The 13,499-nt window shown below is 64.4% G+C and carries 13 protein-coding genes; 8 read left to right on the top strand and 5 right to left on the bottom strand.

The window, feature by feature from the left end; genetic code table 11:
- Nucleotides 1-99: 99 nt before the first annotated feature.
- Complete coding sequence (locus A3AI_RS0111660) at nucleotides 100-1,518, top strand: M20 family metallopeptidase (protein WP_024515746.1); 1,419 nt, start codon at nucleotides 100-102, stop codon at nucleotides 1,516-1,518.
- A gap of 117 nt (nucleotides 1,519-1,635) precedes the next feature.
- On the opposite strand, the gene A3AI_RS0111655 is transcribed toward A3AI_RS0111660, so the two are convergent.
- The 3 genes from A3AI_RS0111655 to A3AI_RS0111645 form a co-directional block, all read right to left on the bottom strand.
- Nucleotides 1,636-2,361: a type 1 glutamine amidotransferase gene (locus tag A3AI_RS0111655; RefSeq protein WP_024515745.1), complete on the bottom strand. Its 726-nt coding sequence runs from the start codon at nucleotides 2,359-2,361 to the stop codon at nucleotides 1,636-1,638.
- Between the two features lie 103 nt (nucleotides 2,362-2,464).
- Nucleotides 2,465-3,946, bottom strand: coding sequence for a glycosyl hydrolase family 79 N-terminal domain-containing protein (locus A3AI_RS0111650; RefSeq protein ID WP_036048072.1), 1,482 nt, complete (start codon nucleotides 3,944-3,946; stop codon nucleotides 2,465-2,467).
- A gap of 142 nt (nucleotides 3,947-4,088) precedes the next feature.
- A complete protein-coding gene (locus A3AI_RS0111645; protein WP_024515743.1) occupies nucleotides 4,089-5,633 on the bottom strand; it encodes a cation:proton antiporter in 1,545 nt (514 codons plus the stop codon).
- A 127-nt stretch (nucleotides 5,634-5,760) separates the two neighbouring features.
- Here A3AI_RS0111645 and A3AI_RS0111640 point away from each other — a divergent pair, with 127 nt between their 5' ends.
- From A3AI_RS0111640 to A3AI_RS0111625, 4 genes are all read left to right on the top strand, one after another.
- Entirely contained in the window at nucleotides 5,761-6,528 is a 768-nt protein-coding gene (locus A3AI_RS0111640) for a tetratricopeptide repeat protein (protein WP_024515742.1), read from the top strand.
- Nucleotides 6,529-6,665: 137 nt separating this feature from the next.
- Nucleotides 6,666-8,576 (top strand): propionyl-CoA synthetase, encoded by a 1,911-nt coding sequence (locus A3AI_RS0111635; protein ID WP_024515741.1) that lies wholly within the window; start codon nucleotides 6,666-6,668, stop codon nucleotides 8,574-8,576.
- A 202-nt stretch (nucleotides 8,577-8,778) separates the two neighbouring features.
- Nucleotides 8,779-9,045 (top strand): hypothetical protein, encoded by a 267-nt coding sequence (locus A3AI_RS0111630; protein ID WP_024515740.1) that lies wholly within the window; start codon nucleotides 8,779-8,781, stop codon nucleotides 9,043-9,045.
- A 24-nt stretch (nucleotides 9,046-9,069) separates the two neighbouring features.
- Nucleotides 9,070-9,276: a DUF6494 family protein gene (locus A3AI_RS0111625; protein WP_024515739.1), complete on the top strand. Its 207-nt coding sequence runs from the start codon at nucleotides 9,070-9,072 to the stop codon at nucleotides 9,274-9,276.
- Between the two features lie 131 nt (nucleotides 9,277-9,407).
- On the opposite strand, the gene A3AI_RS0111620 is transcribed toward A3AI_RS0111625, so the two are convergent.
- Complete coding sequence (locus A3AI_RS0111620; RefSeq protein WP_024515738.1) at nucleotides 9,408-10,103, bottom strand: DUF1013 domain-containing protein; 696 nt, start codon at nucleotides 10,101-10,103, stop codon at nucleotides 9,408-9,410.
- A gap of 323 nt (nucleotides 10,104-10,426) precedes the next feature.
- Here A3AI_RS0111620 and ispH point away from each other — a divergent pair, with 323 nt between their 5' ends.
- The 3 genes from ispH to rnhA are packed head-to-tail and all read left to right on the top strand — an operon-like array spanning nucleotide 10,427 to nucleotide 12,836.
- Nucleotides 10,427-11,389: a 4-hydroxy-3-methylbut-2-enyl diphosphate reductase gene (gene ispH, locus A3AI_RS0111615; RefSeq protein ID WP_024515737.1), complete on the top strand. Its 963-nt coding sequence runs from the start codon at nucleotides 10,427-10,429 to the stop codon at nucleotides 11,387-11,389.
- Nucleotides 11,390-11,394: 5 nt separating this feature from the next.
- Nucleotides 11,395-12,375, top strand: coding sequence for a homoserine kinase (locus A3AI_RS0111610; protein WP_024515736.1), 981 nt, complete (start codon nucleotides 11,395-11,397; stop codon nucleotides 12,373-12,375).
- The gene (gene rnhA, locus A3AI_RS0111605) at nucleotides 12,372-12,836 is read left to right on the top strand and encodes a ribonuclease HI (protein ID WP_024515735.1); all 465 of its coding nucleotides are present in this window, start codon (nucleotides 12,372-12,374) and stop codon (nucleotides 12,834-12,836) included. The genes A3AI_RS0111610 and rnhA overlap by 4 nt, the downstream gene beginning before the upstream one ends.
- Before the next feature lie 110 nt (nucleotides 12,837-12,946).
- On the opposite strand, the gene A3AI_RS0111600 is transcribed toward rnhA, so the two are convergent.
- Complete coding sequence (locus tag A3AI_RS0111600) at nucleotides 12,947-13,432, bottom strand: peroxiredoxin (RefSeq protein WP_024515734.1); 486 nt, start codon at nucleotides 13,430-13,432, stop codon at nucleotides 12,947-12,949.
- Between the last annotated feature and the right edge of the window lie 67 nt (nucleotides 13,433-13,499).

Genomic DNA, 13,499 nt, shown 5'->3' with positions numbered 1-13,499 from the left:
GCGCCGCGCGGCGCTCGCGATAGCCGGCGTTGACAGCACGTGAAATCGCGCGCCGACGTGCTAAACACGTATGCCGGTTTATTAGGAGATATTTGCCCCATGAACGACAGCCGCGACATCTGGCAATTCGTTGACGCCAAGCAGGAGCCGTTGATCGCGCTTAGCGACCGGGTCTGGGCGATGCCGGAGCTGTGCTATGCGGAGACGCGGTCCGCTGCCGAGCATGCGGCCGAGCTCGAGCGGCAGGGCTTTCGCATCACGCGCAATGTTGCCGGAATCCCGACCGCGATGATCGGGGAGGCTGGTGAAGACGGTCCGGTGATCGCGATCCTCGGCGAATATGACGCGCTGCCCGGCCTGTCGCAGGAAGCAGGCATCGCCGAGCCACGTCCGCTCGAGAATGGCGGCAACGGCCACGGCTGCGGTCATAATCTGCTTGGCGCCGGCGCGATGCTCGCGGCGGTCGCTGTGAAGGATTGGCTAGCCAGAAACGGCCTCAAGGGCCGCGTGCGCTATTATGGCTGTCCGGCGGAAGAGGGCGGAGCGGCCAAGGCCTTCATGGTGCGGGCCGGCGCCTTCGGCGACGTCGATGCCGCGATCTCCTGGCATCCAGCAAGCTTCTGCGAGGTGATGCCGGCGGTGTCGCTCGCCAACACCCGCATCGACTTCACCTTCCACGGCCGCGCGTCGCACGCGGCAGCCTCGCCGCATCTCGGGCGCAGCGCGCTCGATGCCGTGGAGCTGATGAGTGTCGGCGTCAACTATATGCGCGAGCATATGCCGGGCGATGCGCGTGTCCATTATGCGCTGCTGGAGACCGGCGGCATCGCGCCGAACGTCGTGCAGGCGCGGGCGAAAGTGCGCTATTCGGTGCGGGCGCGCGATCTTGCCGGCATGCATGAGCTGGTCGAGCGGGTGAAGAGGGTGGCGCAAGGCGCGGCGCTGATGACCGAGACCAGGGTCGAGCCGCAGATCATCAGCGCGGTGTCGAACCTGCTCGCCAATGACCCTCTGGAGCGCGCGATGCACGATGTGCTGCAGCAGCTCGGCCCGCCACCCTTCGACATGGCCGACCGCAAGTTCGCGAGGGCGATTCAGGACACGCTGACCGATCAGGATATCGACAGCGTCTACCGCACCGTCGGCGAGCCGCGCGGCGATGCGCCGCTGTGCGACAAGATCATCCCGCTGGATGCGCCGCGTAACCTGATGCGCGGCTCGACCGATGTCGGCGACGTCAGCTGGGCGGTCCCCACCGTGCAGGCCCATGGCGCGATGATGGCGATCGGCACGCCCTTGCATTCGTGGCAGGTGGTGGCGCAGGGCAAGATGCCCGCCGCGCACAAGGGCATGGTTCATGTAGCCAAGGTGATGGCGGCAACCGCCTGCAAGCTTCTGACCGACCAGGCGCTGCGGGACGCAGCGAAGGCCGATCACGCCGCCCGCACCGCGCGCCATCCTTACCATTGCCCGATCCCGGCCGACGTGGCGCCTCCGCTGGATATGGCGCGGGTGTGAGGGGCTTGCGTCTTTCGATCCGTCATTCCCGAGAAGGCGCGTAAGTGCCGTGTAAGGATGAGCGGGTCCGCAGTTGCAGCAGGGCCGTCGCCCTACGAGCGCGCTGAAGCGAGTACCTCAGGGTGACGGTGATGGGTGCGAGCTCTTGCAGAGAAACCGAGTGATCGCCTCGCCGAGCCTCTCGTTCTCCAGCGGCAGCTCCAGCGAGGCCTTTGCCGTCGCCACCACATCATCCGGCGCGTTGCCCTCGCGCAGTTCACAGCAGACTTTGGCGAAGCCGACCGAAAACTCTGGATGGGGCTGCACCGACAGCGCGGCGCCGTTGCCGTAGAGCAACCCGGCATGGGGTGTGAAATCGGAGAACATGAAGGTCTTGGTGGCAGGTGGCGCCTCAATGACCTGGTCCTGGTGCGAGCAGGCGAGCGCAATGCGTCGGTCCTCGATCACGCCATTGCCGGGCGCGATGTCGTAGACATGGCGGCCGATGCCCCAGCCCTTGTCCGATTTCCGCACGACGCCGCCGAGTGCCTGCGCCATCAATTGGTGTCCGAAGCAGACGCCGACCATCGGAGTTCTGCTCGCATAGGCTGCGCGGACAAAATCCTCCAGCGGCGCGATCCAGTCGAGCGCATCATAGGCGCCGGCCGAGGAGCCCGTGATCAGGATCGCCTCCAGCGTCTTCGGATCGGGAAGCGGCCCGCCCGCGATGACGCTCACGACGTCAAAGGCGATGAATGCATCCACGGCATGGATCATGCGCTGAAACATCTGGGGAAACGACCCGTGACGGTCGCGCCGCCGCTGGGCGATGAGCCCGGTCTCGATGATCGTCACGCGCGGCATGAAATGTCCCGCAGATGGAAGTTTGGTACGCCCGAGAGTTGAGCCAAAATGCAAGAAGCTACAAGCGATATGGCGACACGTCCCTCATGTCCGGCGGACATTGCTAGCTGCATGCAGGGTTCGCGGCCTTCGGAATCGCAAGAAACGTGATGGTGCGAGGCGCGAGTGCGACCAATCCCGCCGCGGTCGGCATGCCAGCAATCTCCGGCAGTGCGTCACTGTCTCGCAAGGAGAGCCTCGCGTCGTTGAGCAGCACCGTGCCGCTCTGCAGCCGCGGTGCATGCAATGTGTAGCGCATCGTGGCAAGCGGCAGCGTCAGCGCGCGCGGCTTGTCCGAGGCGTTGATCGCAAGCATGGTTACACCGCCCGACCGTCCGGGATCGCAATGAGCGTAGACATGCAGGCCGCCTTGCATCGGCACCCCAGCATCGAGCACGGTCGTTCCCATCAGTCGATGCCACAGCAGCGCCGCCCAGTAGTTCGGTCGCGGCGCAAAGCTCTTTTCGTCGAGCAGGCCGTAGTCGCTGCCGGACAAAGTGTTGTGCATGACGACGGCCACGCCCGATTTCGCCAACCGCCCCAGCTGATCGAGATAGCGGAAGCTGTCGAGAAATGTCGCGTCCCACGCGTTGCCGCCGCAGGCGGCGTCCGCAGTTTCGGTCAGCCAGATCGGCTTTCCGGGTGCATATTCGTGGCGGAGGGTCTTGTAGAAGGCGAGCGCCTTGTCGGTGCGGGAGAGCCACGCCTCTGTCAGCGCCTGCGCCGGCCAGTCGCGGCCGCCGCAGCGCGGCGAGAGCGCATCGTAGTGATGATAGGAGATCACGTCGAAATCGCGAGCCGTGGCCGCGAGCAGATCGCGGGGTCCCAGCCCGGATGCAGGGGCCGCGCCGTCGCCGATGCTACCAGGGCCGGCAATGAGAGTTTCAGGCGAGGCGGTCTTCATGAAATCGCGAAACGTCCCGACGTCGCGCCCGTACGCGGTCGCGTCATATCCTGGCGGCGCAGCGTTCTGCGATGCGAGGTCTGGCTCGTTCATGAACTCTACGGCTGCGATATGGGCGCCGAGCGAACCCGTATAGGCGAGCAGGCGTTTCGCCTGCGCAGGCCGCCAGGCGCCAGCGGCATCGCGGCTGCCCGGGCTGACGGCGAAGGAGGTCACGATCTGCGCATCAACGGCAGCCGCAAAGTCGAGCACGCCCCGCCACTGTGCACGCGTCAGGACGCCGTTGTAGCCGGAAGGCGGCGCTCCGCTGCTCTCGTCCGCATCCGCAAAATACGTCGCATTGGCCCAACTCCCGCTGACTCGCATGTAGGCCGGGCCCAGCGCCGCCGCGAGCTTGCGCAAGCGCGCGTTGGCGAGATCGATCGGCGGCCTCTCGGCGTAGAGCTCACGATCCCGCCGGCTGCCATAGGGCTTCCAGAAACGTCCGCCCGTGACCGTTACCATCTCCACATTGTAGGACTGAAAGCGTGGATCGACCTCGCCAATGCGCGGCATGGTGCCGGGCATGATCGGTTGCTGGCCGCCGGCTTCGTTTGCGGCCAGCAGCAGGGTCAATGCCGCTATTGCAAGTCTCGAGGCCATCGAGATCGCTTAAGGAACGTTGCGGGAAATGTGATCTTATAAACGCGCCACGTGCGTGGGCTCAATGGGCAATGTAGCGTGCATTGCTCGCCGTTCAGATTGGGGCGCCGACCTGGACAATGTACAGCCTATCGTCACGCAATCAGCCGTTGGCGCCCAACTCGGCGCGGTCGAGTTCTTCCTCGATCTGGTGGAAGGCGTCGTCGCCGATCGCCTCGGATTGCCGAAGCTTCAGGATCGCGTTGCGGGCGGCTGCGATCGCGCGCCGCCGCAAGGGGTCGGCGGGCAGTTCGCTCGAGGTAATGGCACCATCAGGATCGCCTTCAGCCTGCAGCAGGACCCCGCGATATTCCAGCCGCAGCAGCTCCGCCTCCTCGGAAGGATCGCCGTCGATCTCCTCCAACGCGGCGCGATAGGCGGCGCCGCGGGCACGGGCGACTTCGCCGGCGACGAAATTGTCCTGCTTGAGGTCAAGCGCGACAATCAGCGGCCGCAGCGTGACGCCCTGGATCACCAGCGATCCCAGCACCACCCCGAAGGCGGTGAGCAGGATCAGGTCGCGATAGGGAAAACTTTCCGGCAGTGCAAAGGCGGAAGCCAGCGTGACGATGCCGCGCATGCCGCACCATGCGATGACGATGCCGCTTTTCGGCGACGGCAATTTGATGGTCTCGCGCGCGCGAGCCGGTCGCAGGGCCGCGAGTGTCCGCAAGGTCACCTGATAGATCGCGATCCAGCCGATGCGGGCTAGGATCACGGCGGCGAGCACGAGACCCGCGATCTCGCTATATTGCCAGCGGACGGCATCGTCGAGCCGGCTCCAGATCGGGCCCAGCTGCAGGCCGATCATGATAAAGGCCAGCACATTGAGGATGAAGACCGCGGTGTCCCATACCGCATAGCTCGGCACGCGCAACCGCGCCGAGGTACGCGCCGGCACAAACTGGGCCAGCGCGATGGCATAGACGACGATGGTCAGGATCCCCGAGAGTCCGAGCCGCTCGGCCACGATCCACACCGTGAAGGCGCCGACGAATTGCAGGATGATCGCGCTCGGCGCATCTTCGAAGCGCGGGGCGGCAAACATCCAGAACTTGGCAAACAGGTGGCCCGCCACAACGCTACCGACCAGGACGAGCGCGATCGAAGAGGAGAACTCGCTCCAGCTCAGATGTTGGGCCGCCCAGGCGGCGACAGCGATACGGTAGATCAGGAGCGCGCTGGCGTCATTGAGCAGGCTCTCGCCTTCGAGGATCTTCATGATCCGGTAGGGCAGGTTGACCTGGCGCAACACGGCGGTCGCCGCCGCCGCATCCGGCGGCGCCACGATGGCGCCGAGCGCGATCGCGGCCGGCCATGGCATGTCAGGCAGCAGATGATGCACCAGCACCGCAACGATCACCGTGGTGGCGCCGACCGCGGCGATCACCAGCGTCGAGATCGGCAGCCAGTTGGCCCGCAAATCCCGCAGCGAGGTGTCGTAGGCGGCGTCCAGCAGCACGGGTGCGACAAACAGCGCCAGCGCAAGTTTTGGATCGAGCGTCCAGAAGGGTGAGGCCGGGACGAAGGCGAGCAGCGCGCCGCCGACGGCGAGGAACGTCGGATAGGGCACGCCCAAACGCCGTGCCAGCGCCGACAGAATGACCGAGGCGAGCAGGAGGCCGATGATCCATTCGAAGGTGGTCAACTTGAAAGTCCCTGGAGATGGCAAGACGCTGTGTTGCGTGTGTAACTTAGCATCAAAATCCACATGTACAGGCGGGGCATTGCCGTGCGAGCGGTGGCGTGGCAAAGCGGGGTTTTATGGTTCCGGGATGCGCCTGGCCTTGAAAGCTTTGTTATTGTCCACCGCGCTGGCGCTCTCGGCGTCGGCCGGCGTTGCGTTCGCGCATGCGACCGCCGCGGGTGCGGAGAAGGAACCGCCGATCGATCCCGCGCCCTGCCTTGCCGCCGTTACCGCGGGGGTCGATGACAGGATCATCAACGATTGCGGCCCACTGATCGACAGTGACAAGACGGCGCGCGCCGACCGAATCAAGGCGCTGACGGCGCGCGGCAGTGCGTTCGCACGGCAGGGCCAGGCCGACCGCGCCATTGCCGATTACGACGTCCTGCTGCGGGTCGACCCGACGCTCGCAAACATCTTCAATGCCCGCGGCGAGCTCTATTGGAAGAAGGGTGACCGGCCGAGGGCCGTCGCCGATTTCTCTGCGGCTCTCAAGCTCGATCCGAATCACCCGGCTGCAAAGGACAATTACCGCCGCATCGCGCTGGAGCTGGAGCGGCTCGGCGCGATGATGGCGGTGGCGGGCAAGCCGAGCTTCAATTGCGCCACCGCCCGCCGCGCGGTGGAAAAGGCGATTTGCGCCAGCCCCGACCTCGCCGATCTCGATCGCGAGATCAATGCGATGAACGCCAAGCTGGTGCGCGCGGCAGCCGGCGGCACCACGGTGCGCGACCTGCGGCGCAAGCAGGAGGAATTTATTGCCAGGCGCAATGCCTCGTTCGGAAAGGCCGGCTACGACCTGCAGAAGGCGATGCGCGAGCGGCTGGATTACCTGCAGTCGATCGGGCCGCAATAGCCAAACGGCGCACTTCTTTCGGCTTGAAACGAAGGCGCATCCCTCGGACAATGCCGCAAAAATCGTGACCAATTGATCCGGATCATGGCCGAGACGACCGCGGCCGGTGAGGTCAAGACAAGCGGGAGAGAGATGCCATGAACATCCTGGGAAAAAGCCGTTACCACGAGGTCTATGCGCGCTCGCTCGCAGATCCCGAAGGTTTTTGGGCGGAAGCGGCGCGGGAGATCGACTGGATCGAGCCCGCGAAAAAAATATTCGATTCCACGCAAGGCGCCTACGGCCGCTGGTTCACCGGCGCGGTGGTCAACACCTGCTACAACGCGCTCGACCGCCATGTCGAAACTGGCCGCGCCGACCAGCTGGCGCTGATCCATGATTCGCCACTCACCAACACCATCACCAAATTCACCTATGCCGAGCTGCTCAGGGAAGTGCAGACGCTTGCGGCGATCATGACCGATTTCGGCGTCACCAAAGGGGATCGCGTCATCCTCTATATGCCGATGGTGCCGGAAGCGGTGGTGGCGATGCTTGCCTGCGCGCGTATCGGCGTGGTGCATAGTGTGGTGTTCGGCGGCTTTGCGGCCAAGGAACTGGCGACCCGCATCGACGATGCGCGGCCCAAGCTGATCTTTTCCGCGAGCTGCGGCATCGAGCCCGGCCGCGTCGTGCAGTACAAGCCGCTGCTCGATGAAGCGATCAGGCTCGCCTCCGCCAGGCCCGATGCCTGCATCATCCTGCAGCGGCCGCAAGCCGAATGCGATCTCACACCGCGACGCGATTACGATTGGGCGAGCCTGCGCAAGAAGGCGCTGCTCGCCGGCAAGCTTGCGCCCTGCGTACCGGTGCTTGCGACCGATCCGCTCTATATCCTCTACACGTCGGGGACGACAGGCGTGCCGAAAGGCGTGGTGCGTGACAATGGCGGGCACCTCGTCGCGGTGAAATGGTCGATGTTCAACCTCTACGGCGTCAACCCCGGCGAGGTCTGGTGGTGCGGCTCCGACATCGGCTGGGTGGTCGGCCACAGCTACATCGTCTACGGGCCGCTGTTTCATGGTGCGACCTCGGTCATGTATGAGGGCAAGCCGGTCGGCACGCCCGATGCCGGCGCATTCTGGCGCGTCATCTCCGAGCACAAGGCGGTTGCTTTCTTCACTGCGCCGACCGCGTTTCGCGCCATCAAGAAGGAAGACCCCGAAGGAAAATTCATCAGGCAATACGACCTGTCGCGTTTCCGCACGCTGTTCCTCGCCGGCGAGCGTGCCGATCCGCCGACGGTCGAGTGGGCGGAGGCGCAATTGGAAGTGCCTGTCATCGACCATTGGTGGCAGACCGAGACCGGCTGGTGCATTGCCGGCAATCCCATGGGATTGGGCATGCTGCCGGTCAAGCACGGCTCGCCGACCGTGCCGATGCCGGGCTACCAGGTCGACGTGGTGGATGAATCAGCCAAGCCGGTGCCAGCCAACACCATGGGCTCGATCGTGATCAGGCTGCCGATGCCGCCCGGTTGTCTGCCGACGCTGTGGCAACAGGAGGATCGCTTCAGGGACGCCTATCTCACCGAATTTCCCGGCTACTACAAAACCTCCGACGCCGGCTTCAAGGACGATGACGGCTATGTCTTCGTCATGGGTCGCACCGACGATATCATCAATGTAGCAGGGCACCGGCTGTCCACCGGTGGCATGGAGGAGATCCTCGCCTCACATCCCGATGTTGCCGAATGCGCCGTGCTCGGCGTCAATGATGCGATCAAGGGCGAGGTGCCCTGCGGCTTCCTGGTGCTGAAAGCGGGCGTGACGCGCGCGCCTGTTGAGATCGAGAAGGAGATCGTGGCGCTGGTGCGCGAGAGGCTTGGACCGGTCGCCGCATTCAAGCTCGCCATCACCGTGGCGCGTCTGCCGAAGACACGCTCGGGCAAGATCCTCCGTGGCACCATGAAGAAGATCGCCGACGGCGAGCCCTGGTCCATGCCGGCGACCATCGAGGACCCCAAGGTGCTCGAGGAGATCGGCGCGGCGTTGAAGGACAGGGTGTGAGATCTGCACGCTCATTCCGGGGCAATGCGCGCGCGTGAACCCAGGTGTGCCGCAGCACACCTGAGAATCTCGCGCCGCAACTTCTGGATTCCCGGTTCGCTGCTTTGCCGGCGCCCCGTGCCCCGGGATGACGCTGTGGGGGGACTTACAAATTCCTCAATCCGCGCTACTGAGTGCGGGCCGACCAAGCCTGGAACCCTGGATGCGCCTGATTACCGCCCGACACCTCCTAGCCCTTGCCCTCACCGCGCTGTCGCTGTCCGCCTGCGTCTCGCGCACCGAGGTCCCGATGTCCGCGGGACTCAGCGAGGATGACGATGCCTATTGCCGCCGTACGGCCGGCACAGCCGGTTCGCCTGAATATGTCGCCTGCCGCAAGGATCGCGATGTCCAGCGGGGCGACGCGGTCACCCGCGCCGACAAGAAGCAGCGCGATCTCGGTGAATGGATGCTAAACCACCCGAACTGACGTTTATCCCAGCGGGAGGCTGTCATGAACGAAGACCTGTTCAACGAAAGCTTGCGCAGGTTTCTGAAAAAGGTCGGTATCACATCGCAGCGCGAGATCGAAAAGGCGGTGCGCGACGGCATCGCCAGCGGGCGCCTCAAAGGTCATGAGAAGCTGCAGGCGAAGATGGTGCTGACGCTAGGAACCGTTGGCCTGACCCATGAGGTCTCGGACGAGATCGAGTTGGGCTGAACGCGCCAAGAACCGTAGCAAGAACCGTAGGGTGGGTAGAGCGAAGCGAAACCCACCATCTTCCGCTGCCTTGGCGAAGGCGGTGGGTTTTGCTTGCGCTCTACTCGCCATACGAAGCGGCAGCTCGCCCCTTACTCTTCCTCTTCGTGCTTCTTGCCGCCGATCGTCTTGAGCTTGGCGAACACGGCGTCGACGTTGAGATCGTCGCTCTTCCGCTCCGACGTCTCGTACTCCGGCTCCTTGCGCGTGGTTTCGGAGGCCGGCAGCAGCGTGGCGCCACCATAGGCCGCATCGATCGGCTTCTCCTTGGCCGCGCGCTGAACCTCGAAATCGAGCTCGAGCTGCGAGCAGAGGCCGAGCGTGACCGGGTCCATCGGGGTCAGAGTGGAAGCGTTCCAGTGGGTGCGGTCGCGTACGCTCTGGATGGTGGTCTTGGTGGTACCGACGAGGCGCATGATCTGCGCGTCTTTCAGCTCCGGGTGGTTGCGAACCAGCCACAGGATGGCGCTCGGCCGTTCATGGCGGCGCGACACCGGGGTATAGCGCGGGCCCTTGCGCTTGGCCTGGGGCGGCAGCACCACCTTGGTCTCCTGCAGCCGCAGGCGGTATTCGGGGTTCCTCTCGCCCTTTTCGATCTCCTCGCGGGTGAGCTGCCCATTGGAAAGCGGGTCCATGCCCTTGATGCCCTGGGCGGCGTCGCCGTCGGCAATGGCGCGCACCTCGAGCGGGTGCATCTTGGTGAAATCGGCGACCTGATCGAAAGTCAGTGCAGTATTGTCGAGCAGCCAGACGGCGGTCGCCTTGGGCATCAGCGGTGCGTTGCTCATGGCAAATCTCCTTTGTGCTTCGCCCACCTGTTTTGCAGGCGAAACCGGGGGTCATCAACGATGACGGGAATTGCGGCCTATATAGGCCCTTTGCGGCCGCCCGCGCAATGGTTCTGGGCCGCGGCCCCGAACAGTTAATGAACCTCGATCTTTTATTAAGTAAGCTAGGACGCTTTGTGTTATGCAGCGCTTAAGGGGCCGGATTGGGCGCTAAACTGCCTTGACAGCGCCCGAAACCAGTACCAAGTCGTAACCTGAATTGACCGTCCATTGACCGTCCCTGGCCTGCCGGTGAGGGGTGATTCGGTCCCGAGATCGCTCCCATGTCCGCCAAACCAGACCTGAAACTCGTGCTTTGTTCGCCCCGTGGCTTCTGTGCCGGGGTGGTGCGGGCCATTGATACCGTGGAACGGGCCCTGACCATCTATGGCGCCCCGGTCTATGTCCGCCACGAGATCGTCCACAACAAATATGTCGTCGACGGCCTGAAGAAAAAGGGTGCCATCTTCGTCGAGGAGCTCGCGGAGATCCCCGACAATACCGATGCACCGGTGGTGTTTTCGGCCCATGGCGTGCCGAAATCGGTTCCGGCCGAGGCCCAGGAACGCAAATTCTTCTCACTGGACGCGACCTGTCCGCTGGTGACCAAGGTGCACCGGGAGGCTGCGATCCACTTCAAGCGTGGCCGCGAAATCCTCCTGATCGGCCATTCCCATCACCCCGAGGTGGTCGGCACGCTCGGGCAGCTGCCGCAGGGCGCGGTGACCTTGATCGAAACCGCCGACGATGCTGCGACCTTCACCCCGAAGAATCCGGATAACCTCGCCTTCGTCACCCAGACCACGCTCTCGATCGACGACACCGCCGATATCGTCGCGGTCCTGAAGGGGCGTTTCCCCAACATCTCCGGGCCGCACAAGGAAGACATCTGCTACGCCACCACCAACCGTCAGCTCGCGGTGAAGAAGGTGGCGCCGGTGGTCGACGCGCTGATCGTGGTCGGCGCGCCAAACTCGTCGAACTCGCAGCGCCTGCGGGAGGTCGCCGAGCGCGAGGGCTGCCCGATCGCGGTGCTCGCCCAGCGCGCCAGCGACATCGACTGGAATCGCTTTGAAGGCATCACGAGTCTCGGCATCACGGCCGGCGCTTCCGCGCCCGAGGTGATCGTCGAGGAGATCATGGACGCCTTTGCCCAGCGCTACGAGCTGCATGTGGAGACGGTGTCGGCCGCGGAAGAGAACGAGTTCTTCCCGCTGCCGCGCTCGGTACGCCCCGACGCGGCCTAAAGCCCATGGCGGTCTATACCGACGTCGCCGCCGACGAGCTTGCTGCGTACCTCGCCCAATACGACCTCGGCGACCTGCTGTCCTACAAGGGCATCGCCGAGGGGGTCGAGAATTCCAACTTCCTGCTGCATACCTCCAAGGGCTCCTTCATCCTGACGCTTTATGAGAAGCGTGTCGCGAAGGGCGACCTGCCGTTCTTTCTCGGCCTGATGACGCATCTGGCCGAACACGGCATCATCTGCCCGCAGCCGGTCAAGAACAGGCGCGGCGAAGCGCTCGGCGAACTCGTCGGGAGGCCGACCGCGATCATCACATTTCTTGAGGGCGTCTGGCCGCGCAAGCCGAACGCCACCCATTGTGCCGGCGTAGGTGGGGCGCTGGCCAAGATGCATCTGGCGGGCCGCGATTTTGCGATGTCGCGGGAGAACGCGCTGTCGGTCGCAGGCTGGCGGCCGCTGTTCGATGCGGCGGCCTCGCGCGCCGACGAGGTGCAGCCGGGCCTGCGCGACTTCCTCGCGGCCGAGCTCGATCATCTCGAGAGCGGCGTGTGGCCGACCAATCTGCCTGATGGCGTCATCCATGCCGACCTGTTTCCGGACAACGCCTTTTTTCTCGGCGACAAGCTCTCCGGCATCATCGACTTCACCTTCGCTTGCCACGACATCCTCGCCTATGACGTCGCGATCTGCCTGAACGCCTGGTGCTTCGAGGCCGATCATTCCTTCAACGTCACCAAGGCGCGCGCCTTCCTCTCCGCCTATGGCAAGGAGCGCAAGCTGTCGGAGGCCGAGCAGGACGCGCTGCCGCTACTGGCGCGCGGCGCTGCGATCCGCTTTCTGCTGACGCGGCTGGTCGACTGGCTGAACGTGCCGCCGGGCGCGCTGGTGCGGCCGAAGGACCCGCTGGAATATGTCCGCAAGCTGCGCTTTCACCAGAGCGTCAGAAGCGTGCGCGATTATGGTCTTGCCGCAGGACTGGTCGCGTGAGCGCTCTGCCCAAGGTTGCCGTGTACACCGATGGCGCCTGCTCGGGTAATCCCGGGCCGGGCGGCTGGGGCGCCATCCTGCGCTTCGGCGACGTTGAAAAGGAATTGAAGGGCGGCGAGCCTCACACCACCAACAACCGAATGGAGCTGATGGCGGCGATCTCGGCGCTGGAAGCGTTGAAGAAGCCCTGCGACGTCGAGCTCTACACCGACAGCCAATATGTGCGCCAGGGCATCACCAGCTGGATCCACGGCTGGAAGCGAAACGGCTGGCGCACCGCCGATAAGAAGCCGGTGAAGAATGCCGAGCTGTGGCAGCGCCTCGACGAAGCACTAAAGCCGCACCAGGTGCATTGGCACTGGGTCAAGGGCCACGCCGGCCACGACGAGAACGAGCGCGCCGACCAACTCGCTCGCGACGGTGTCGCGATGGCAAGGATGCAGCAGAGGGTACGGGAGTAGATTTTTTTGGTCATTCCGGGGCGCCTCGAAGAGGCGAACCCGGAATCTCGCGCCACAACCTCTGGATTCCGGGTTCGCGCTTGCGCGCGCCCCGGAATGACGACAAGGAATTACAGCTGCGCCAGCAGCGTGTCGCCGCCGGAGACCTCGACCTTGCCCGGGGCGGGCTCGAGGTTGAGCTTCTTCACCACGCCATTGTCGACCAGCATCGAGTAGCGCTTGGAGCGGATGCCGAGGCCGTTGCCGGACGCATCAAGCTCCATGCCGATCGCCTTGGTGAAATCCGCGTTGCCGTCGGCGAGGAAAGTCGCCTCGTCGCGCTGGTCGGTGTCGCGCTTCCAGGCGTTCATCACGAAGGCGTCGTTGACGGAGACGATGGCGATGGTGTCGACGCCCTTGTCCTTGATGGCATAGGCGTTGAGGAAGATGCTCGGCAGGTGCATCTTGTGGCAGGTGCCGGTGTAGGCGCCGGGCACTGCGAACAGCGCGACCTTCTTGCCCTTGAAAATGTCGTCGGTGGTTTTGACCTGCGGACCCTCCGCCGTCATGACGCGGAATTTGGCCTCGGGCAGCTTGTCGCCAACTTGGATGGTCATCGTCGGTTCTCCTTGAACGGGACGGCACGTTCTAGTGCATTTTCGTGACCGGGGAAATCACTTCGGG

Source organism: Bradyrhizobium sp. Tv2a-2 (genome assembly GCF_000472425.1).
Taxonomy (GTDB): domain Bacteria; phylum Pseudomonadota; class Alphaproteobacteria; order Rhizobiales; family Xanthobacteraceae; genus Bradyrhizobium.
This window is presented reverse-complemented; position numbering and strand designations above follow the sequence as displayed.

Bases quoted from the DNA above. Each gene is read 5' to 3' on its own strand.
- A3AI_RS0111660 (WP_024515746.1), top strand. From the start codon at position 100: ATGAACGACAGCCGCGACATCTGGCAATTCGTTGACGCCAAGCAGGAG.
- A3AI_RS0111655 (WP_024515745.1), bottom strand. From the start codon at position 2,361: ATGCCGCGCGTGACGATCATCGAGACCGGGCTCATCGCCCAGCGGCGG.
- A3AI_RS0111650 (WP_036048072.1), bottom strand. From the start codon at position 3,946: ATGGCCTCGAGACTTGCAATAGCGGCATTGACCCTGCTGCTGGCCGCA.
- A3AI_RS0111640 (WP_024515742.1), top strand. From the start codon at position 5,761: ATGCGCCTGGCCTTGAAAGCTTTGTTATTGTCCACCGCGCTGGCGCTC.
- A3AI_RS0111635 (WP_024515741.1), top strand. From the start codon at position 6,666: ATGAACATCCTGGGAAAAAGCCGTTACCACGAGGTCTATGCGCGCTCG.
- A3AI_RS0111630 (WP_024515740.1), top strand. From the start codon at position 8,779: ATGCGCCTGATTACCGCCCGACACCTCCTAGCCCTTGCCCTCACCGCG.
- A3AI_RS0111625 (WP_024515739.1), top strand. From the start codon at position 9,070: ATGAACGAAGACCTGTTCAACGAAAGCTTGCGCAGGTTTCTGAAAAAG.
- A3AI_RS0111620 (WP_024515738.1), bottom strand. From the start codon at position 10,103: ATGAGCAACGCACCGCTGATGCCCAAGGCGACCGCCGTCTGGCTGCTC.
- ispH (WP_024515737.1), top strand. From the start codon at position 10,427: ATGTCCGCCAAACCAGACCTGAAACTCGTGCTTTGTTCGCCCCGTGGC.
- A3AI_RS0111610 (WP_024515736.1), top strand. From the start codon at position 11,395: ATGGCGGTCTATACCGACGTCGCCGCCGACGAGCTTGCTGCGTACCTC.
- A3AI_RS0111600 (WP_024515734.1), bottom strand. From the start codon at position 13,432: ATGACCATCCAAGTTGGCGACAAGCTGCCCGAGGCCAAATTCCGCGTC.